Genomic DNA, 19619 nt, shown 5'->3' with positions numbered 1-19619 from the left:
CGTTAGAAGAACCCCATGCCAATAATCACGACATCCCCAGGACGAACAGAGTGCGTTAAATCAACATTCTCAAGTAGCTGATTGCTACCGGAGAGGCGAATGTTGATATCTTTGCGATCTGCACGGTCAGTAAATCCCCCCGCCTGAGCAATCGCTTTCTCTACGGTAAGTCCCGGCTCCCAGGCGAATCCATTCGGGCTTTTCACTTCCCCTGACACGTAGAATTTGCGGAACTCGGCAAGACTCACTGTCACCATGGGATTAACCATATACCCATTGCGCAAGCGTTGAGTTAATTCAATATTCACCTGTTCTGGTGTTTTATCTTTTAAACCCAGCACGCCGATATAAGGGAAGTTTATTGTTCCACTCTTATCCACGATAAATTTCATCGTCATCTCGGGTTCCCCGTAAACAACGATATTGACAGTATCCCCCGCCCCAATTCGGTAATCCTCTGCCACCGCAGCAGGATCGTCCATTAATGGTGGCCTGGACGTTGTGCATCCGACCAACAGGATACTGAATAGCAAAAACGCGCACAGTTCTATTATTTTCATTTTAGATCTGAACCTTAGCTTTAAGCATAATCATAGAATTATCATAACCCAACGTTCTAATGACTTCCTGACTGTCATTGGGACCGATATAAAACGAATCAGTATCCTTATTCGAATTCAAGGTATCTAATTGATATTTAATCTCAAAATTGACAGACGGCGTGTAGTCATAGCTCATGGTTACGCTAAATACACCATTTTTATCATGTCGATCCTTGTTCTGTTTTTTATAGTCTTCCGTGGTGTATGAGTAGTCCAGCAAAGTAGAAAAACGATTACCCAGCCAGAAATGCTGGTAAGAAATCCCATACTCAGTCACTAAAATATACCCCCCAACTTCCGAGGGGTCTTTAATGCTTTGAGCAGAGTGGGCAGTGAAGACTGACTGATTTAACGGCTTCCACTCCCCCTTTATATCCCAGTTTAGACCATTAAAATCACTCGAGTTTGCGGCATTTTCAAATGTTTTGTACAGCCACGAAATATTCATGTCGACGTTGGTTTTCCCCGTCAACTGCGATTTCAGACCGTAAAGCAAATAGTATTCATTACTGTCTTTTTCTGAGTTGTTATCATAGTGACGCTGATTAGTAATAAAACTATAGCGAAAGCGCGTTCTGGATGTGTATTGGTCAAAAACTTCAGCAACCAGACTATTTTCATGCCATTCCTGCTGCTGAATATAATTGTAAAAATCCGGGCTGGTATCCTGCACATCCGAGGTATTCCCGAACGTCAGTTTTTTATATAACAGTGCCAGTTCCGCTTTGCCGCGTCCATCTGGTGCGCCATAGCTATAGCGCAACTCACTGTTGATAAAATTATTCGTCAGCGGAGAGTTAATTCCATACTGGCGGAACTGGCTCGGCAAAAAACCCTCAGTGATATCGCGACCGCGAGATTCATGCCCAATTGAATCTTCCAGATTCAGGGTTAAGCCGTGCATTTGCCCATAACGCCAGGCACCGTTAAAACGGAAGAAATGGTCGTTATAGTTATCGGCAGAATCGCTTGAGTAGTTACGATAATCGCCTGAATACATTAGCAAATACTTATCCTGACCGCGCTCACCGATCATACTAAACACAGGCGCCGCGCTCTGGAAAGCTGAACCTATCGCATCGCGGTTATGGGGCTGATAAGTCACGTTATCATCATAACCGTAATCCACAGCAACTTTGCCCTGGAAGTCGATCCCCGCAAAGCCAATGTGTGATTTCGGCGTTAGATCAGCCCATGCGGACTGCGATATCACGATTCCGGTAATAACTATTAATTTAGTATGCATTCTTACCGACAAATCCTTTGAAAATAGTTTTAATAATAATTTTTATATCCAGCCATAACGACCAGTTTTGAATATATTCGATATCATACTGAACGCGCTTTTCCATCTTATAAAGTGCATCGATTTCCCCACGGAAACCGTTAATCTGCGCAAGCCCGGTGATCCCCGGCTTAACTTTATGGCGGATCATGTAGTTTTCGACCTGTTTACGGTACTGTTCGTTGTGCGTAACCGCATGGGGTCTGGGACCGACAATAGACATACTTCCCTGCAATACATTAATGAATTGCGGGAGTTCATCAAGAGAAGTGCGTCGCAAGAAACTACCAAATTTTGTCACGCGGGGATCATTTTTGGTGGCCTGGATAACCGTATCGGAATTCTCCATAACTCGCATCGAGCGAAACTTCCATACCTTAATTTTTTGTCCACTCAGGCCGTATCGATCTTGTTTGAAAAACACCGGGCCACGGGAGGTAAGTTTAATACCAATAGCAATCGCTAACATCAGTGAGGAGATCATCACCATAATGATGCTACCGAGAATCAAGTCTTCCGCACGTTTAATAAATGAGCCAGCCCCTTCAAACGGTGAGCTAAAGATGCCAATGGTTTGCAGATTGTGGATCGAGCGCAGCTTGGACATATTGTTACTGTAGGTATAAAAATCAGGAACAATATAGGTATCTACCGTGGTATCTGACATCATGGCCAAAAAGTGACGAATACGATGTAATGCCACCATCGGTAATGCGATATAGATCTCGTCGATATTCCCTTGCTTAGCCTCTTCAACCAGATTGATGACCGGGCCGCGAAAGGGACTTTTTATCTTATCCACGATATCACCACAGCGGGACAACGCGCGTTCGTCATAAAAAGCCAAATCTAATTTGATATTGGAGTATTCAGCTATCAACGCATTTTCTGCTGCCACACCGTTGTCGGTAAGACCAATAATCGCCACACGAATGCTTTTTTTCGTTGAATATTTAAAAATAAAAAAACGAATAAAATAAAGAAAAGGTAAAGGAATGAAATACCAGTAAACAATAGGGGATAAAAAAGACGGTGTCAGGCTTGTCAGGTATCCAAGTGACTCCGGTTCGGCCACCGTCATGCTGATCACTTCGTTGAACGAGATTGCCAACAGTGTACAAAAAAGCAGCCGTTTTTGGTTGCGTATGCCGATGGTTTTTATCTTCTGCTGATACATTTTTGTGTATTCAGCAAGCAGCAGGAAAAACACTGAGAAGAGGATGCTCAGAATGACAATGGTCTTAAACGGCACCATATCTAACAGATGGGCGCTAAAAATTAACGTAATATTAATTACAATAAAATCGACCAGTTTCAAAAAGACTGGATATCCTTGACTGCTAATCTTTAGCGAATTTTTAAGCATATCTCAGCCCATTATTTATTGATATTTAATTGTTTTTTTCTCTTTTCATGTTGCTAATTATATCACAAGTCTAAAAAACGCAATGGTACATTGTCAGTAAATGTAAAAAATAATGTTGATTAGTGTGACTATCACCCACCTGTCACTTATATGACAATGATTTTATTCATTAATTTACGAACAAGCATTTTGTCGCCACCACCAAAAAAGATGATAATTTACAACACAAACGTTATTGACAGATAACAATTCGTAGACTATGAAAAGTCGTTATATGTATGATGAATAACATAAAATCGTTTCTCTTTTTCCCCTAAATAGCCGCTAAAATTAATTAACTGCGACGCCATACAAATAAAATCAATAAATCACATGCCGTTATTATTAATAATGTTCTGCTTTCTTATTTGGAATTTTCTTAAGAATAATCTGCATCCGGGAAATAAAGATATCAGATAGTAATGCTTAAAAATCGTACTCGTACGCTCAATCCCCCTAGCGTATCGCTGCGCGACAACTGCGGGTGTGTGCGGTGTAGACGCGCAATATCGTTGACCAGAGCCAGGCCTATTCCTGCGCCTGGGACGTTGCCGACGTTATCCAGGCGATGAAACGGCAACAGCGCCTGATGCACCCGTTGCTCATCAATACCTGGCCCGCTATCTTCAACCACCAGCACCACGGCTTCCCCCTCGCGCACTAAACGCGCCGTCACCACGCCCTGTACTGGCGTATATTTCAGCGCATTATCCAGCAGATTTCCGCACAATTCACCGAGTAGCACCTCGTCCCCTTCAATCCACAGCGCCTCCTGCTTCCCCTCATATCCCAGATCGATGGCTTTACTGCGCGCCTGCGCCAGACGGGTAAAACAGCTGGTTTGCACCACGTCATACAGATTAACGGGCGAAAAGTGCCTCTCCCCCTGCTCTTTACGCTTCACCGCGGAAAGCTGTAACAACCTTTCCGTCAGTTGAATAGTGTTATCCAGCGTTGAACTCATCGCCTGTAAGCTCTCATACCATTGCTGCGGCTGCGGGCTCGCCAAAGCTACTGCCGCCTGCGTTTTTAGCACTGCCAGTGGTGTTTTGAGCTGATGGGAAGCATCTGCGCTGAAGCGCTCCTGGCGGGAGATAAGCCCTCGCAGTCGATCGATATAGCGGTTGAACGCAACAATCAGCAGACGGGTTTCCGACCACGGCAGTAACTCCGGCAATGGCGTCAGCAGTCCTGGTTCGCGGCGAACCATAAGCGATGACAACTGGCGCATGGGGCGTAATACCCGACGTAGCAGCCAACCGACCAGCACCAGCGTAAGGAGAACTAATAGACCTTGTGACACCCATGAGGAAAACAGCAGTTGCCGCGCCAGATAACGACGTGATTGCAGCGTTTCAGCGACATAAATTTCGGCCATGCCAACAATCCCGCCCTCATTGACCGGCTGGAGCAGGCGTGCCACGCGGATCGCCTCACCGCGATATTCCGTGTGATAAAACCACGCTAACGCCGGATACAGCCGGGTACGCGAGGTCGCGGGCGGCATGGCCGGTAAATCGTCATAACCTGAGATAACCTTCCCCGCCGGATCGACCACCTTGTAATACAGCCTGTCGTTCATGTTCAGTTCAAAGCTGTCCAGTACCACCCACGGCACGTTGACTTCCAGGTGCTTATTGCGTACCACCAGCCGTTCAGAAACCGTTCTGGCCGATGAGAGCAGCGTCCGGTCATATGCCTGCGTCGCGGCCTGTAATGCGCTAACGTAGCTGTTAAACGCCGAGAGTCCCCACAGCAACAGCAGCGGTAGCCCCAGGAACATCAGCAATTGCAGGTACAACGACTGGGGCTTAACCCACCTCATCACAGCGCTCCAGCACATAACCCAGACCACGCAGCGTCGCGATACGCACGTCGCTCCCTTGCAGTTTCTTCCGCAACCGATGGATATACAGCTCAATACTTTCGGGGCTGACCTCATCACTCAAACTGAAAACCTGCTCAAACAACTGTTGACGTGAAACCGGGCGCAGTCGACGGTACATCAGCACTGTCAGCAGAGCCTGCTCACGCGGTGTCAGCGCCAGCGGTTGTCCTTGCAACAGAAAGTAACCTTCATCGTGAAACGCCAATTCTCCCAGTTGCTGTATCCCTTGCACCTGGCCTGCGCTACGCCGCAGCAAGGCCCGTAGCCGGGCATCAAGCTCTTCAAGTTCAAACGGCTTAGCCAGATAATCATCAGCCCCTACATTCAGCCCCTTCACCCGATCGGCTACCGCGCTGCGCGCCGTCAGCAACAAAACCGGCAGCGTCTGCCCGCGTTTGCGTAGGCGCTGGACGACTTCCAGACCATCCAACCCCGGCATGTTGATATCCAGTACCGCCAGCGCGTACGTTTCACTGTGTAAAAGATGATCGGCCGACTGGCCGTCGAACACGCAGTCAACGGCAAAGCCGTTTTGTACCAGCGCTTTCTCCAGCCAGTGAGCTAACTCACGGTTATCTTCCGCTAATAAGAGACGCATATCACATCCTGTAAAGTTTCTGCCGCATTGAAAGGGAATTGAAAGGTTAATGTTTTAACAATCACGCAACCGAACTGCTACACATCGGCTCACATAATCACAAAAATCTTCTTCCGTACCCGAAAATCCGGTTTTCCGGCGTGAGGATAAACAATGAAAAAACAATTACTTCGTACCCTTACTGCAAGCATTTTATTGATGAGTACCTCTGCTTTAGCTGAACAAGCGCCATCGCGCACCGAATGCATTGCTCCGGCGAAACCCGGCGGTGGGTTCGACCTCACCTGTAAGCTGATTCAGGTGAGCATGATGGAAACGGGCGCCATCGAAAAACCGATGCGCGTAACCTATATGCCCGGTGGCGTGGGTGCCGTGGCCTATAACGCTATCGTCGCGCAACGTCCTGCCGAAGCCGGAACCGTAGTGGCATTCTCCGGCGGCTCCCTGCTAAACCTGTCGCAAGGTAAATTCGGCCGCTATGGTGTCGATGACGTGCGCTGGCTGGCGAGTGTAGGCACCGACTACGGCATGATTGCCGTGCGTAGTGATTCCCCCTGGAAGACGCTGAAAGACCTGCTGACTGCCATGGAGAAAGATCCCAACAGTGTCGTTATTGGCGCGGGAGCCTCTATTGGAAGTCAGGACTGGATGAAGTCGGCGCTGCTGGCGCAAAAAGCCAACGTCGACCCGCACAAAATGCGTTATGTCGCCTTTGAAGGAGGTGGCGAACCGGTGACCGCGTTGATGGGCAATCACGTGCAGGTGGTTTCCGGCGATCTCAGTGAAATGGTGCCCTATCTCAGCGGCGACAAGATCCGCGTACTCGCGGTGTTCTCTGACGAACGTCTGCCGGGTCAGTTAGCCAATGTCCCTACCGCCAAAGAGCAGGGTTATGACCTTGTTTGGCCGATTATTCGCGGCTTCTATGTTGGGCCAAAAGTGAGCGATGCGGATTACCAGTGGTGGGTTGATGCCTTTAATAAGCTCCAGCAGACCGATGAATTTAAAAAGCAGCGTGATTTGCGTGGCCTGTTCGAGTTCAACATGAGCGGTAAGCAACTCGATGACTACGTGAAGAAACAGGTCACGGATTACCGTGAGCAGGCAAAAGCCTTCGGCCTTGCGAAATAAGCCCGGGGGCAAAGATGATGAGCGATCGTATTTTCGCGGGTATCTGGCTGTTGCTCTGTATAGCCGGGCTGTTCGTGGCCTGGCAAATCAGCAGCGAATACAGCTATGAACCCGTCGGGCCACGTCCCTTTCCGCTTGGCATTATCAGCTTGATGCTGTTGTGTGCCGTCGCGCTGCTGTTGCGCCACCCGGACACCATCAGTTGGCCTCGCCGCCACGTGCTGCAAAAGCTGCTCACGATGGTGATTGTGTTGTTGATGTACGCCTGGGGGTTTGAATGGTTAGGCTTTCCCATTGCCACTGCCATTCTCACCGTGGTGATTGGCATGCTGTTCGGCGCAACCATCCCGGCAGCGGGCATTTCCGGTTCGGTTCTCGGCATTCTGCTGTGGTATGCCTTCGACCGACTGCTTGACGTCACCTTACCACTCGGCGCCTGGCTGGGTTAACGGAGAAACGATGGATACCTGGATTTATCTTTCTCAGGGTTTCGCGGTGGCGATGACGCCGGAAAACCTGGTTATCGCCTTGATCGGCTGCTTTGTCGGCACCATTGTTGGGTTGCTACCGGGTCTGGGGCCAATCAACGGTGTGGCGATCCTGCTGCCGCTGGCCTTCGCTTTGCATCTGCCTGCGGAGTCTGCGTTGATCCTGTTGGCGACTGTTTATATCGGCTGCGAATACGGCGGGCGCATCTCCTCTATCCTGCTCAATGTTCCTGGCGATGCGGCAGCCATTATGACCGCCCTTGACGGCTATCCAATGGCTCAACAGGGACGCGGCGGCGTGGCGCTTTCTATCTCAGCGGTCAGTTCTTTCTTCGGTTCGCTTATCGCTATCGGCGGCATCATTCTGTTTGCCCCGGCGTTAGCACAATGGTCGCTGTCATTCGGTCCTGCAGAATACTTTGCCTTAATGGTCTTCGCCATTGCCTGTCTCGGCAGCATGATGGCACAGAATCCACTGAAATCATTTCTGGCAGCGCTTATCGGTCTCGGGCTCGCGACCGTCGGCGTAGACGCCAACACCGGGGTTTATCGCTTCACCTTTGACAGTGTTCATCTCTCCGACGGTGTGCAGTTTATCGTGGTAGTGATTGGGCTGTTCTCTGTCTCAGAAATATTATTAATGCTGGAACATACCAGCAGTGGCCAAACGCTGGTGCGTAAAACGGGCCGCATGTTGTTTAATGCCAAAGAAGGTATGCAGTGCGTGGGCGCAACGCTGCGCTCATCGGTGATTGGCTTTTTCGTCGGCGTCCTGCCCGGCGCCGGGGCAACCATCGCCAGTGCTATCACCTACATGACCGAGAAAAAGCTCAGCGGTAACAGCGACAGCTTTGGGAAGGGGGACATTCGTGGCGTTGCCGCACCAGAGGCAGCCAACAATGCTTCGGCCTGTGGCTCGTTTATCCCAATGCTGACGCTCGGCGTACCCGGTTCGGGCACCACGGCGGTCATGATGGGGGCGCTGACGCTGTACAACATCACGCCAGGGCCGGCAATGTTCACCGAACAACCGGATATCGTCTGGGGACTGATCGCGGCGCTGCTGATTGCCAACGTGATGCTGCTGGTCATGAACATCCCGTTAATCGGTCTGTTCACCCGCATGCTGACCATTCCGCTGTGGTTCCTGGTTCCGGCCATTGCGGCGGTTTCGGCGGTCGGTGTGTATGCCGTCCACAGCACGACCTTCGATCTGGTACTGATGGTTGGTCTCGGCGTACTGGGATACATTTTGCGTAAAATGCACTTCCCGATGTCTCCGTTGATTCTCGGATTTGTGCTCGGGGAAATGCTGGAGCAGAACCTGCGTCGTGCCCTGTCCATCAGTAATGGCAGCATGGATATTCTGTGGGCCAGCGGCGTGGCGAAAGTCCTGCTGGTGATGGCGGTCATGGTTATCGTTATCCCGCCAGTACTGCGCCTGATCCGCAAACGCAACAATAAGCCGCAGGTGGATATCGGCTAACGAATTGCCGGATGGCGGCGCTATTGCGCTCTATCCGGCCTACAACTTGGCTCGGTTGTAGGCCGGATAAGCGCAACGCCATCCGGCATTTTTATTTTCCGCGCAGCCCCTGCGTTCCTTCCAGCACATGTTCAACAAATTGCGTCAGCTTGGGCAGTGGGCGTAAATCCTGTCGCCACAACAAATGAATTGGCCGCGGTTGCGGCGTAAACCCCTCCAGCACCCGGACCAGCCGGCCATTCGCGAGCTCTTCTGCCAACAAAACCTCTGGTTGTAACAGCAGCCCGGCTCCCGCTACCGCTGCCATGCGCAGGCCATGGCCATCGTTACAGCGCAAAATCGCGTCACGTTTCCACCTGACCTCACCCGCCACACCCGGCAGTTTCCATTCATTACGTGCCGTCCACACGGTATGTGACAAACACAGATGATCCACCAGATCCCCTGGCGTGCGTGGTGTACCGTGTCGGGCAAGATAGTCCGGTGACGCACAGATCGCCATACGGTACGGACACAGATATTTCGCCACGACATCCGTCTGATGAATATCACCAATACGTATCGCCAGATCGACCCCTTCATCGACCAGATCCACCATTCGGTTGGTCAGATCCAGTTCAATGCGTACTTCTGGCCAGGTTTGCAAAAAATCCGCAGCCAGCGGCGAGACAACACAAGCCCCAAAGGAGGTTGGTGCGCTGATGCGTAGCGTACCCGCCGGAGCCCGCCGTAGCCGTTCGACCGAACGTTCAGCGATCGAAACCTGCTCCAGTACCCGACGCGCTTCTTCAACGTAAACGCGCCCGGCATCGGTCAGACTCTGACGGCGAGTGTTACGTTCCAGCAGACGCGTACCAAGCTGCGTCTCCAGCAGGGCGATATATTTTCCCACCATCACCGCTGATATCTCCAGTCGCGTTGCCGCACCGGTAAAGCTTCCACTTTCCACCACCGCGATAAACGTTTCCATGCCGCGCAGCTTATCCATATTGCAAACCCCTGGTTAGTAATCATCTAACTTTTAGCCAGTTTATCTGATTTCATTTTCATTAAAGAATAGCGGCTCACACTATTGCGGAGGTGGTTATGAAAATCGTCATTATTGGTGCCAGCGGTACAGTCGGTCGTGCAGTCACAGAGACGTTGAGCCGTAAACATGAGGTGATCCGCGTGGGCCGCACGCAGGGTGATTACCAGGTCGATATCACCTCACAAGAGAGCGTTCAGGCGCTATTTGAAAAAACAGGGCGCGTGGATGCGATTGTTTCCGCCACCGGCAATCTGTTCTTTGGCCCGCTATCGACGATGACCGACAGTGAATTTAATCAGGGTCTGCAGGATAAGTTGTTAGGCCAGGTGCGTCTGGCTTTAACCGGACAACATTACCTGAATGATGGCGGTTCCATTACGCTTATCAGCGGCATTATCGCCCATGAACCCATTGCCCAGGGGGCAAATGCGGCGACCATAAATGCCGGGCTGGAAGGATTTGTGCGCGCAGCAGCCTGCGAGTTAGGACGCGGCTTGCGCATTAACCTGATTAGCCCGACCGTATTGAGTGAATCTGCTGAAGCCTACGATGGATTCTTCCCTGGTTTTGAAAGCGTGCCAGCGGCAACCGTGGCCAATGCTTACCGCCGCAGCGTGGAAGGCATTCAAAGCGGACGTATTTATAAAGTCGGTTACTAACATTTTTACTGCCGCTGTGCCCCAGCAGCGGCAGTACTATTAATCCTCTGTTTTTAAATAACATTCCCCTGTTTATCTCCCGCGTTTTTCAGTTAACCCCACCCTTTATAATGTTAAATATTTGTTGCTTTTGATCACAAATAATAAACAAACAAGTTCATTATGTGCGCGTTTTTCAAAAATGTAGATATTTTTAATTTATGGCTACGAAACGAGCATCGCCATGTCTCCCTGACAATCTACTGAGAGGATCGATTCTGATGAACGCACTGACTGCCGTACAACCGAACGCTGAAGATCCAGCCCAACACTACAGCGGCTTCACACTGAAACCATCAGCCCAGTCGCCACGCTTACTGGAGCTGACTTTCTGTGCTGAGACAACGGAGCAATTTCTGCAGGCCGTCGCGCAGTGGCCGGTTCAGGCGCTGGAATACAAATCCTTCCTGCGCTTCAAAGTGGGCAAGATCCTCGACGACCTGTGCGGCAATCAGTTACAGCCTCTGCTGCTGAAAACCCTGCTCGATCGTGCCGAAGGCGCACTGCTGATCAATGCCGTTGGCGTTGATGACGTGGCACAGGCAGAAGAGATGGTCAAACTGGCAACTGCCGTCGCGCATCTTATCGGACGCTCCAATTTTGATGCAATGAGCGGTCAGTACTATGCGCGCTTCGTGGTGAAAAACGTCGATAACTCAGATAGCTATCTTCGTCAGCCGCACCGTGTCATGGAGCTACATAACGACGGTACCTACCTCGAAGAAATCACCGACTATGTACTGATGATGAAGATAGATGAGCAGAACATGACAGGCGGTAACTCGCTGCTGCTCCATCTCGATGACTGGGAACATCTGGATCAGTATTTTACCCACCCGCTGGCACGCCGTGCCATGCGCTTTGCCGCACCACCAAGCAAAAATGTTAGCCAGGACGTATTCCATCCGGTGTTTGACGTTGACCAGCAGGGCCGTCCGGTCATGCGCTATATCGACCAGTTCGTCCAGCCAAAAGACTATGAAGAAGGCGTCTGGCTGAGCGACCTGTCTGATGCGCTGGAAACCAGCAAGAACATTCTTTCCGTTCCGGTATCGGTCGGTAAATTCTTGCTGATCAACAACCTGTTCTGGCTGCACGGTCGCGACCGCTTCACCTCGCATCCTGACCTGCGTCGCGAACTGATGCGTCAGCGTGGCTATTTCGCCTATGCCACCCACCATTACCAGACCCACCAGTAAGCGCGAAGGAAAATAGCGGATGTATGATTTTGTGATTATTGGCGGCGGCATTATCGGCATGTCGACTGCCATGCAGCTGATCGATGTCTACCCGGATGCCAGAATTGCGTTGCTGGAGAAAGAGCCCGGTCCAGCCTGCCACCAGACGGGCCACAACAGCGGCGTGATTCATGCCGGGGTCTATTACACCCCCGGTAGCCTGAAGGCGCAGTTTTGCCTGGCCGGAAATCGCGCCACCAAAGCCTTTTGCGACCAAAACGGCATCCGCTATGACGTTTGCGGAAAAATGCTGGTTGCCACCTCGGCGCTGGAAATGGAGCGGATGCGTGCCTTATGGGATCGCACTGCCGCTAACGGTTTAGAGCGCGAGTGGTTAAACGCCGAAGAACTGCGTGAGCGTGAGCCGAACATCACTGGACTGGGCGGTATTTTTGTCCCGTCGAGCGGAATAGTCAGCTACCGCGAAGTCACCGCTGCGATGGCGAAGATTTTCCAGGCCAAAGGCGGTGAGATTATTTACAACGCGGAGGTCAGCGCGTTAAAGGAACACGCCACCGGCGTTATCGTGCAGACCCGTCAAGGTCAGGAGTATGAGGGTTCGAGCCTGATTACCTGTTCCGGCCTGATGGCCGATCGGCTGGTGAAAATGCTTGGCATCGAGCCCGGATTCATCATCTGCCCGTTCCGCGGCGAATACTTCCGCCTGGCGTCAGAACATAACCAGATAGTCAATCATCTGATCTACCCGATCCCCGACCCGGCGATGCCATTCCTCGGTGTGCATCTCACCCGCATGATAGACGGCAGCGTTACGGTGGGTCCGAACGCCGTACTGGCATTTAAACGCGAAGGCTACCGTAAACGCGACTTCTCGCTTAGCGATACGCTGGAGATCCTCGGCTCTTCCGGCATCCGCCGCGTGCTGCAAAACAACCTGCGTTCCGGGCTTGGTGAAATGAAAAACTCGCTGTGCAAAAGCGGATATTTGCGGCTGGTGCAAAAGTATTGCCCGAGCCTGACGCAGAAAGATCTGCAGCCGTGGCCTGCAGGTGTGCGGGCACAGGCGGTGTCACCGGACGGCAAGCTGATTGACGATTTCCTGTTTGTCACCACGCCGCGTTCGATTCACACCTGTAACGCCCCGTCTCCCGCGGCAACGTCAGCTCTCCCGATCGGCGCGCATATCGTCAGCAAAGTTCACGCCCTTCTGGAGAACCAGAGTAATCCCGGACGCACGCTGCGTGCGGCACGTAGCGTGGAGACATTACACGCCGCGTTCACCCGTTAACCTTTTTAAGACAGGAAGCAATCATGCAACTTAACGATCCCACCTTGTTTCGCCAGCAGGCACTGATCGACGGACACTGGCGTGACGCCAACAGCGGCGAGACCATCGCGGTGACCAACCCCGCGAATGGTCAGCAACTGGGTAGCGTACCGAAAATGGGGGCGGATGAAACCCGCGAAGCCATTGAGGCCGCGAATCGCGCCCTGCCCGCATGGCGAGCGCTGACCGCGAAAGAGCGGGCCAATATTCTGCGTCGCTGGTTCAATCTGATGATTGAGCATCAGGACGATCTCGCCCGCCTGATGACGCTGGAACAGGGTAAGCCGCTGGCTGAGGCCAAAGGCGAAATCACTTATGCCGCCTCATTTATCGAGTGGTTTGCCGAAGAGGGCAAACGTATTTACGGCGACACCATTCCCGGCCATCAAGCTGATAAGCGTCTGATCGTCATCAAACAGCCGATCGGCGTTACCGCCGCTATCACACCGTGGAACTTCCCTTCCGCAATGATCACCCGTAAAGCCGGTCCGGCGCTGGCGGCAGGCTGCACGATGGTGCTCAAACCCGCCAGCCAGACACCGTACTCCGCGCTGGCGCTGGCTGAACTGGCCAATCGCGCCGGCATCCCGGCAGGTGTTTTCAGCGTCGTGACCGGCTCAGCCAGTGCTGTTGGTAATGAGCTGACTGGCAACCCACTGGTACGCAAGCTGTCGTTTACCGGCTCCACTGAAATTGGACGCCAGCTAATGCAGCAGTGCGCCAAAGACATCAAAAAGGTGTCACTCGAACTGGGCGGCAATGCGCCGTTTATCGTCTTTGACGATGCCGATCTCGATAAAGCCGTGGAAGGTGCGCTGGCATCGAAGTTTCGTAATGCCGGGCAGACCTGCGTCTGTGCCAACCGTCTGTATGTTCAGGACGGCGTGTATGAGCAGTTTGCCGACAAGCTCCAGCAGGCGGTAAGCAAGCTGCACCTCGGCGACGGTCTGCAACCTGACGTCACCACCGGGCCGCTGATCGATGAAAAAGCCGTCGCTAAAGTGCAGGAACACATCGCCGACGCGCTGGATAAAGGCGCACGCATCGTGGCGGGGGGTAAGGCTCACGCACTGGGCGGAAACTTCTTCCAGCCCACTATTCTGGTAGATGTGCCTGATAACGCGAAGGTCGCCAAAGAAGAGACCTTCGGCCCGCTGGCACCGCTGTTTCGCTTTAAAGATGAAGCTGACGTCATTGCCCAGGCCAACGACACCGAGTTTGGGTTGGCGGCCTACTTCTACGCCCGTGATTTAAGCCGGGTATTCCGCGTTGGCGAAGCGCTGGAGTACGGCATCGTCGGTATTAATACCGGCATCATCTCAAATGAAGTTGCCCCGTTTGGCGGCATTAAAGCCTCCGGTCTTGGCCGCGAAGGTTCGAAGTACGGCATCGAAGACTACTTAGAAATCAAATATATGTGTATTGGCCTTTAATAAAATAAATACTGGAGAACACCTGATGAGCACCAATAAAGAACTCATGCAACGTCGCAGTAACGCCGTTCCTCGTGGCGTAGGACAGATCCACCCGATTTTTGCCGAACGCGCAGAAAACTGCCGGGTTTGGGACGTTGAAGGCCGTGAGTTCCTCGATTTTGCTGGCGGTATTGCGGTGTTGAATACCGGTCACCTGCATCCGCAGATTGTCTCTGCGGTAGAAGCACAGTTGAAAAAACTGTCACATACCTGCTTCCAGGTGCTGGCTTATGAGCCGTACCTCGAGCTGTGTGAGATTATGAACAAGAAAGTGCCGGGTGATTTCGCCAAGAAAACCCTGCTGGTCACCACCGGCTCTGAAGCGGTGGAAAATGCGGTGAAAATCGCCCGCGCGGCCACCAAACGTACCGGGACCATCGCCTTTAGCGGTGCCTATCATGGCCGTACCCACTACACCCTCTCATTAACCGGGAAAGTGAATCCGTACTCTGCTGGCATGGGGCTGATGCCGGGTCATGTGTATCGTGCGCTGTACCCTTGCGCGCTGCACGGTATCAGCGATGACGATGCGATTGCCAGCATCCACCGTATTTTCAAAAACGACGCGGCCCCGGAAGATATTGCCGCTATCGTCATTGAGCCCGTACAAGGCGAAGGTGGTTTTTACGCCGCCTCCCCGGCCTTTATGCAGCGCCTGCGCGCAATTTGTGACGAACACGGGATCATGTTGATTGCCGATGAAGTGCAGAGCGGCGCAGGGCGTACCGGTACGCTGTTTGCGATGGAGCAAATGGGTGTGGCCCCCGATCTGACTACCTTCGCAAAATCCATCGCTGGTGGCTTCCCGCTGGCCGGTGTCACCGGACGTGCTGAGGTGATGGACGCCGTCCCACCGGGTGGTCTGGGCGGTACCTATGCCGGTAGCCCGATTGCCTGTGCCGCCGCGTTGGCGGTGCTGAACATTTTCGAGCAGGAAAACCTGCTGCAAAAAGCGAACGACCTGGGCAAAACCCTGCGCGATGGTCTGCTGGCCATTGCGGAAACGCACCGCGAGATTGGCGATGTACGCGGGCTGGGCGCAATGATTGCCATCGAGTTGTTCGAAGATGGCGACCACACCAGACCCGATGCCAAACTGACGGCCGACGTCGTCGCGCGTGCACGTGACAAAGGGTTGATCCTGCTCTCCTGCGGGCCTTACTACAACGTGCTGCGCATCCTTGTTCCACTCACCATTGAAGAGGCTCAAATCCGTCAGGGTCTGGACATTATTGCTCAGTGTTTTGCCGAGGCGAAGCAGGGGTAACCCCCGTATCTGAACGGGGATTGTAGGCCGGAAGCAGCGCATGCGCCGCTTCCGGAAATATTGTGATGCCCGGTGGCGCTCCGCTTACCGGGCCTACGGGTAAGGTGCAGGAAGCGACGTCAATAACAATAACGAGGTTTAAAGATGGGGCAAGTGTCACAATCACATGATTTAGGGGGCGGGCTGAAATCACGCCACGTCACCATGTTGTCCATTGCCGGGGTTATCGGCGCCAGTTTATTTGTAGGCTCAAGCGTCGCGATTGCCGAAGCCGGTCCGGCGGTGCTGTTGGCATATCTGTTTGCCGGGTTACTGGTGGTCATGATTATGCGCATGCTGGCCGAAATGGCCGTTGCCACACCCGATACAGGTTCCTTCTCCACCTACGCCGATAAAGCTATCGGGCCATGGGCCGGTTATACCATCGGTTGGTTGTACTGGTGGTTCTGGGTGTTGGTGATCCCGCTGGAAGCTAACATTGCGGCCATCATCCTGCATTCATGGATCCCTGGAGTGCCTATCTGGCTGTTTTCCCTGGTTATCACCCTGGCATTAACCGGCAGTAATTTGCTGAGCGTCAAAAATTACGGCGAGTTTGAATTCTGGCTGGCGCTGTGTAAAGTGATTGCCATTCTGGCATTTATCGCCCTCGGCGCAGCGGCGATTAGCGGCTTCTATCCCTACGCGGAAGTCGGCGGTGTTTCACGACTGTGGGATCAGGGCGGCTTTATGCCCAATGGTTTTGGCGCAGTACTCAGTGCGATGCTAATCACCATGTTTTCCTTTATGGGCGCGGAGATTGTCACCATTGCCGCCGCAGAATCCGACACCCCGGATAAACACATCGTACGGGCGACAAACTCGGTTATCTGGCGTATCTCTATTTTCTATCTGTGTTCCATTTTCGTGGTGGTTGCGCTGATCCCGTGGAACATGCCGGGACTGAAAGAGGCTGGGTCGTACCGCTCGGTACTGGAGTTGCTGCATATTCCGCATGCAAAGCTGATCATGGATTGCGTCATTTTGCTGTCGGTAACCAGTTGCCTGAACTCCGCGCTATATACGTCATCCCGTATGCTCTATTCCCTGAGCCGTCGTGGCGATGCCCCTGCCTTTATGGGTAAAACAAACCGCAGCAAAACGCCGTATGTGGCAGTACTACTCTCTACCGGGGCGGCATTCCTCACCGTTATCGTCAACTATTACGCGCCGGCCAAAGTATTTAAGTTTCTGATCGACAGCTCCGGTGCCATCGCACTGCTGGTCTATCTGGTGATTGCTATTTCTCAGTTACGGATGCGCAAGATCCTGCTGGCGCAGGGCGGTGAAATTAAACTGAGAATGTGGCTCTTTCCATGGCTTACCTGGCTGGTGATCGCCTTTATTGTCTTCGTATTAGTGGTGATGCTCTTCCGTCCGGCGCAACAGCTGGAGGTGGTGTCGACCGGGCTACTCGCCATCGGGATTATTTGCACCGTGCCCATTATGTCACGCTGGAAAAAACTGCTATCGTGGCAAAAAACACCGTTGCAAAATACGCATTAAATCTGATCCCGGCGCAGGCCGGGACATTTATTCAGGAGTAAGACCATGACCGCCATTTCCCAACCGACGGCCATTGATGGGTACCGCTGGCTGAAGAACGATATCATCCGCGGTATATATCAGCCTGATGAGAAACTGCGTATGAGCCTGCTGACTTCACGTTATGAACTGGGCGTTGGGCCACTGCGCGAAGCGCTTTCGCAACTGGTTGCAGAGCGACTGGTCACGGTGGTCAATCAGAAAGGGTATCGGGTGGCGCCGATGTCCGAGCAAGAGTTACTCGATATTTTCGATGCCCGCGCCAATATGGAAGCCATGCTGGTGGGTCTGGCTATCGCGCGTGGCGACGACGCCTGGGAAGCCGAGATTCTGGCGCGTGCGCATATGCTCAGCAAGCTGGAGGCCGTTGACGCCAGCGAGCAGATGCTTGATGAGTGGGATCAGCGCCATCAGGCGTTTCACACGGCGATTGTTGCTGGCTGTGGTTCGCAATATCTGCTGCAAATGCGTGAACGGCTGTTCTCTCTGGCGGCACGATACCGTTTCATCTGGTTGCGTAAAACGGTGCTGTCGGTAGAGATGCTGGAAGATAAGCACGATCAGCATCAAACGCTGACCGAAGCGATTCTGGCGCGCGATGCCGCCCGCGCCAGCGAGTTAATGCGCCAGCACCTGCTGACGCCAATACCCATTATTCAGCAAGCCATGTCCGGCAAACTGCTGACGGGAAAAGCCTAGTCGCGAGTTTGGACCCAGAAGGCATGGATAAGGCCTGGGATGTAGCCCAACAGTGTCAAAACGATATTGAGGATAAATGCCCAGCCGAATCCTTTCCCCAGCAACACGCCAAGCGGAGGCAGAATAATAGTAAAAACGATTCTCCAGAAACCCATACACACTCCATACAAGCAAAAAAAATAATCATTTCTTAGAAATCTAAGGTTAGTGAGTTTATCCAACTCTGCCTGGCTTCCCCTGCTGTTTTACCCTCCTTTACGCTCTTTACGCTGGCGTACGATGCTCACTTACTTTAGAATTAACTTAACTTAGAAAACACTAAAGTATATATGACTGAACTCGAACAACTGCAGGCCAGCGCTGAACAGGCTGCCGCCCTACTCAAAGCGATGAGTAATCCAAAACGGTTACTGATTTTGTGCATGCTTTGTGGCTCACCGGGTACCAGCGCGGGAGAGTTAGCCCGCGTTACTGGTCTTAGTGCATCGGCCACCTCGCAGCATCTGGCAAGAATGCGCGAAGAGGGGCTGATAGACAGCCAGCGTGATGCCCAGCGCATCCTTTACTCCATTAAAAATGCGGCCGTGAATTCGCTGATCGCCACATTAAAAACACTGTATTGCCCATAAGGAACCACTATGACCATTGGGATGATTTCCCCCCACGAGGCGCAGACGCTGTTAGCTCAGGGCGCAAAACTGATTGATATCCGCGACGCTGACGAGTATCTGTACGAGCATATTCCCGAGGCGCACCTGGCACCGCTATCCACCCTGGAGCAGGGTTCACTCCCCGCAAACTTACGGGCTGAGCGCATTATTTTTCACTGCCAGTCAGGCAAGCGTACACAAAATGCGGCGGCAAAATTGAATGCCGCCGCCGCGCCAGCACAGGTCTGGCTGCTTGAGGGCGGGATCGACGGCTGGAAAGCGGCAGGTCTGCCGGTTGCAAAAGATAGCTCACAACCGTTGCCGCTAATGCGTCAGGTGCAGATTGCCGCAGGCAGTCTTGCCTTGCTTGGCGTCATTCTCGGTTATGCCGTTAACAGCGGCTTCTTCTTACTCAGCGGTTTTGTTGGTGCGGGGCTGGTACTTGCGGGTGTAACTGGCTTCTGCGGTATGGCGCGACTGCTCGACAAAATGCCCTGGAACCGACGTACTCATTAAGCGGTAATAGAAGAAACAGCGCTGTACCCGCCGATTGACGTGATCTATGGTGGGCTTTGTGATTAAGAAAGGAGCGCAATATGTTTAAACCTGGCGATCTGGTGCAACCGCGTATGGGCGGACCAAAACTGAAAGTTGTCGAAGTGAAAGACGAACAAATTGTGGCTGTACAAGCCAGCAATGAAAGCGGCGAAAAATACACCCTAAAAACTGCTGATGTCACGCGATATTCTGAAGAAGGCGATTTCGGCGTCTGCTGAAAATAAGCGGTGAGGTTCCCCTCACCGCATT

20 protein-coding genes are annotated in these 19619 nt (G+C 52.5%); 13 read left to right on the top strand and 7 right to left on the bottom strand.

Annotated elements, in window-relative coordinates; genetic code table 11:
- Positions 1 to 2 precede the first annotated feature (2 nt).
- From QMN38_RS19460 to tctD, 5 genes are all read right to left on the bottom strand, one after another.
- Positions 3 to 560: a polysaccharide biosynthesis/export family protein gene (locus tag QMN38_RS19460; RefSeq protein WP_048212978.1), complete on the bottom strand. Its 558-nt coding sequence runs from the start codon at positions 558 to 560 to the stop codon at positions 3 to 5.
- A gap of 1 nt (position 561) precedes the next feature.
- A complete protein-coding gene (locus QMN38_RS19455; protein ID WP_323605695.1) occupies positions 562 to 1848 on the bottom strand; it encodes an outer membrane beta-barrel protein in 1287 nt (428 codons plus the stop codon).
- Positions 1838 to 3253 carry an undecaprenyl-phosphate glucose phosphotransferase gene (locus QMN38_RS19450; protein ID WP_318045802.1) on the bottom strand — a complete coding sequence of 472 codons (1416 nt, stop codon included), beginning with the start codon at positions 3251 to 3253 and terminating at the stop codon, positions 1838 to 1840. Before QMN38_RS19450 ends, QMN38_RS19455 begins: the two co-directional genes overlap by 11 nt.
- 451 nt (positions 3254 to 3704) lie before the next feature.
- Positions 3705 to 5117, bottom strand: a complete 1413-nt coding sequence (locus tag QMN38_RS19445; protein ID WP_323605694.1) for a sensor histidine kinase — start codon at positions 5115 to 5117, stop codon at positions 3705 to 3707.
- Complete coding sequence (gene tctD / locus QMN38_RS19440; RefSeq protein ID WP_116360823.1) at positions 5104 to 5778, bottom strand: transcriptional regulator TctD; 675 nt, start codon at positions 5776 to 5778, stop codon at positions 5104 to 5106. Before tctD ends, QMN38_RS19445 begins: the two co-directional genes overlap by 14 nt.
- 153 nt (positions 5779 to 5931) lie before the next feature.
- On the opposite strand from tctD, the gene QMN38_RS19435 reads away from it, so the two are divergent.
- From QMN38_RS19435 to QMN38_RS19425, 3 genes are read left to right on the top strand one after another with little or no spacing between them, the layout of a single operon-like run.
- Complete coding sequence (locus tag QMN38_RS19435) at positions 5932 to 6909, top strand: Bug family tripartite tricarboxylate transporter substrate binding protein (RefSeq protein WP_061068421.1); 978 nt, start codon at positions 5932 to 5934, stop codon at positions 6907 to 6909.
- Between the two features lie 14 nt (positions 6910 to 6923).
- Positions 6924 to 7358: a tripartite tricarboxylate transporter TctB family protein gene (locus QMN38_RS19430; RefSeq protein ID WP_105242189.1), complete on the top strand. Its 435-nt coding sequence runs from the start codon at positions 6924 to 6926 to the stop codon at positions 7356 to 7358.
- Positions 7359 to 7368: 10 nt separating this feature from the next.
- Positions 7369 to 8883, top strand: coding sequence for a tripartite tricarboxylate transporter permease (locus QMN38_RS19425; RefSeq protein ID WP_137383555.1), 1515 nt, complete (start codon positions 7369 to 7371; stop codon positions 8881 to 8883).
- A gap of 91 nt (positions 8884 to 8974) precedes the next feature.
- Here QMN38_RS19425 and QMN38_RS19420 read toward each other — a convergent pair whose 3' ends face one another.
- The gene (locus QMN38_RS19420) at positions 8975 to 9871 is read right to left on the bottom strand and encodes a LysR family transcriptional regulator (protein ID WP_271442306.1); all 897 of its coding nucleotides are present in this window, start codon (positions 9869 to 9871) and stop codon (positions 8975 to 8977) included.
- A 98-nt stretch (positions 9872 to 9969) separates the two neighbouring features.
- On the opposite strand from QMN38_RS19420, the gene QMN38_RS19415 reads away from it, so the two are divergent.
- The 7 genes from QMN38_RS19415 (at position 9970) to csiR (ending at position 18162) form a co-directional block, all read left to right on the top strand.
- A complete protein-coding gene (locus QMN38_RS19415; protein ID WP_202037960.1) occupies positions 9970 to 10572 on the top strand; it encodes a short chain dehydrogenase in 603 nt (200 codons plus the stop codon).
- Positions 10573 to 10832: 260 nt separating this feature from the next.
- Entirely contained in the window at positions 10833 to 11810 is a 978-nt protein-coding gene (glaH, locus tag QMN38_RS19410; RefSeq protein WP_323605693.1) for a glutarate dioxygenase GlaH, read from the top strand.
- A 19-nt stretch (positions 11811 to 11829) separates the two neighbouring features.
- Positions 11830 to 13098, top strand: a complete 1269-nt coding sequence (lhgO, locus tag QMN38_RS19405; protein ID WP_271457237.1) for an L-2-hydroxyglutarate oxidase — start codon at positions 11830 to 11832, stop codon at positions 13096 to 13098.
- A 23-nt stretch (positions 13099 to 13121) separates the two neighbouring features.
- Positions 13122 to 14570, top strand: a complete 1449-nt coding sequence (gabD, locus tag QMN38_RS19400; protein ID WP_271442302.1) for an NADP-dependent succinate-semialdehyde dehydrogenase — start codon at positions 13122 to 13124, stop codon at positions 14568 to 14570.
- Between the two features lie 25 nt (positions 14571 to 14595).
- Complete coding sequence (gabT, locus tag QMN38_RS19395; RefSeq protein WP_271454191.1) at positions 14596 to 15879, top strand: 4-aminobutyrate--2-oxoglutarate transaminase; 1284 nt, start codon at positions 14596 to 14598, stop codon at positions 15877 to 15879.
- Positions 15880 to 16023: 144 nt separating this feature from the next.
- Complete coding sequence (gabP, locus tag QMN38_RS19390; RefSeq protein ID WP_323605691.1) at positions 16024 to 17424, top strand: GABA permease; 1401 nt, start codon at positions 16024 to 16026, stop codon at positions 17422 to 17424.
- 45 nt (positions 17425 to 17469) lie between these two features.
- Positions 17470 to 18162 carry a DNA-binding transcriptional regulator CsiR gene (gene csiR, locus QMN38_RS19385; RefSeq protein WP_271442299.1) on the top strand — a complete coding sequence of 231 codons (693 nt, stop codon included), beginning with the start codon at positions 17470 to 17472 and terminating at the stop codon, positions 18160 to 18162.
- On the opposite strand, the gene QMN38_RS19380 is transcribed toward csiR, so the two are convergent.
- Positions 18159 to 18317, bottom strand: a complete 159-nt coding sequence (locus tag QMN38_RS19380) for a YqaE/Pmp3 family membrane protein (protein ID WP_006687217.1) — start codon at positions 18315 to 18317, stop codon at positions 18159 to 18161. The two genes, csiR and QMN38_RS19380, sit on opposite strands and share 4 nt — an antisense overlap.
- Positions 18318 to 18491: 174 nt before the next feature.
- Between QMN38_RS19380 and QMN38_RS19375 the strand changes: the two genes are divergently transcribed.
- From QMN38_RS19375 to QMN38_RS19365, 3 genes are all read left to right on the top strand, one after another.
- Positions 18492 to 18791 (top strand): ArsR/SmtB family transcription factor, encoded by a 300-nt coding sequence (locus tag QMN38_RS19375; RefSeq protein ID WP_075847557.1) that lies wholly within the window; start codon positions 18492 to 18494, stop codon positions 18789 to 18791.
- A 9-nt stretch (positions 18792 to 18800) separates the two neighbouring features.
- A complete protein-coding gene (locus tag QMN38_RS19370; protein WP_271454189.1) occupies positions 18801 to 19328 on the top strand; it encodes a rhodanese family protein in 528 nt (175 codons plus the stop codon).
- Between the two features lie 80 nt (positions 19329 to 19408).
- Positions 19409 to 19588, top strand: a complete 180-nt coding sequence (locus tag QMN38_RS19365) for a hypothetical protein (RefSeq protein ID WP_137383543.1) — start codon at positions 19409 to 19411, stop codon at positions 19586 to 19588.
- Positions 19589 to 19619: the final 31 nt, after the last annotated feature.

The organism is Citrobacter sp. R-1.5.2, from assembly GCF_035064245.1.
Taxonomy (GTDB): Bacteria; Pseudomonadota; Gammaproteobacteria; order Enterobacterales; family Enterobacteriaceae; genus Citrobacter.
This window is presented reverse-complemented; position numbering and strand designations above follow the sequence as displayed.

Coding starts and splice junctions, on each gene's coding strand:
- QMN38_RS19460 (WP_048212978.1), bottom strand. CDS start 560: ATGAAAATAATAGAACTGTGCGCGTTTTTGCTATTCAGTATCCTGTTG.
- QMN38_RS19455 (WP_323605695.1), bottom strand. CDS start 1,848: ATGCATACTAAATTAATAGTTATTACCGGAATCGTGATATCGCAGTCC.
- QMN38_RS19450 (WP_318045802.1), bottom strand. CDS start 3,253: ATGCTTAAAAATTCGCTAAAGATTAGCAGTCAAGGATATCCAGTCTTT.
- QMN38_RS19445 (WP_323605694.1), bottom strand. CDS start 5,117: ATGAGGTGGGTTAAGCCCCAGTCGTTGTACCTGCAATTGCTGATGTTC.
- tctD (WP_116360823.1), bottom strand. CDS start 5,778: ATGCGTCTCTTATTAGCGGAAGATAACCGTGAGTTAGCTCACTGGCTG.
- QMN38_RS19435 (WP_061068421.1), top strand. CDS start 5,932: ATGAAAAAACAATTACTTCGTACCCTTACTGCAAGCATTTTATTGATG.
- QMN38_RS19430 (WP_105242189.1), top strand. CDS start 6,924: ATGATGAGCGATCGTATTTTCGCGGGTATCTGGCTGTTGCTCTGTATA.
- QMN38_RS19425 (WP_137383555.1), top strand. CDS start 7,369: ATGGATACCTGGATTTATCTTTCTCAGGGTTTCGCGGTGGCGATGACG.
- QMN38_RS19420 (WP_271442306.1), bottom strand. CDS start 9,871: ATGGATAAGCTGCGCGGCATGGAAACGTTTATCGCGGTGGTGGAAAGT.
- QMN38_RS19415 (WP_202037960.1), top strand. CDS start 9,970: ATGAAAATCGTCATTATTGGTGCCAGCGGTACAGTCGGTCGTGCAGTC.
- glaH (WP_323605693.1), top strand. CDS start 10,833: ATGAACGCACTGACTGCCGTACAACCGAACGCTGAAGATCCAGCCCAA.
- lhgO (WP_271457237.1), top strand. CDS start 11,830: ATGTATGATTTTGTGATTATTGGCGGCGGCATTATCGGCATGTCGACT.
- gabD (WP_271442302.1), top strand. CDS start 13,122: ATGCAACTTAACGATCCCACCTTGTTTCGCCAGCAGGCACTGATCGAC.
- gabT (WP_271454191.1), top strand. CDS start 14,596: ATGAGCACCAATAAAGAACTCATGCAACGTCGCAGTAACGCCGTTCCT.
- gabP (WP_323605691.1), top strand. CDS start 16,024: ATGGGGCAAGTGTCACAATCACATGATTTAGGGGGCGGGCTGAAATCA.
- csiR (WP_271442299.1), top strand. CDS start 17,470: ATGACCGCCATTTCCCAACCGACGGCCATTGATGGGTACCGCTGGCTG.
- QMN38_RS19380 (WP_006687217.1), bottom strand. CDS start 18,317: ATGGGTTTCTGGAGAATCGTTTTTACTATTATTCTGCCTCCGCTTGGC.
- QMN38_RS19375 (WP_075847557.1), top strand. CDS start 18,492: ATGACTGAACTCGAACAACTGCAGGCCAGCGCTGAACAGGCTGCCGCC.
- QMN38_RS19370 (WP_271454189.1), top strand. CDS start 18,801: ATGACCATTGGGATGATTTCCCCCCACGAGGCGCAGACGCTGTTAGCT.
- QMN38_RS19365 (WP_137383543.1), top strand. CDS start 19,409: ATGTTTAAACCTGGCGATCTGGTGCAACCGCGTATGGGCGGACCAAAA.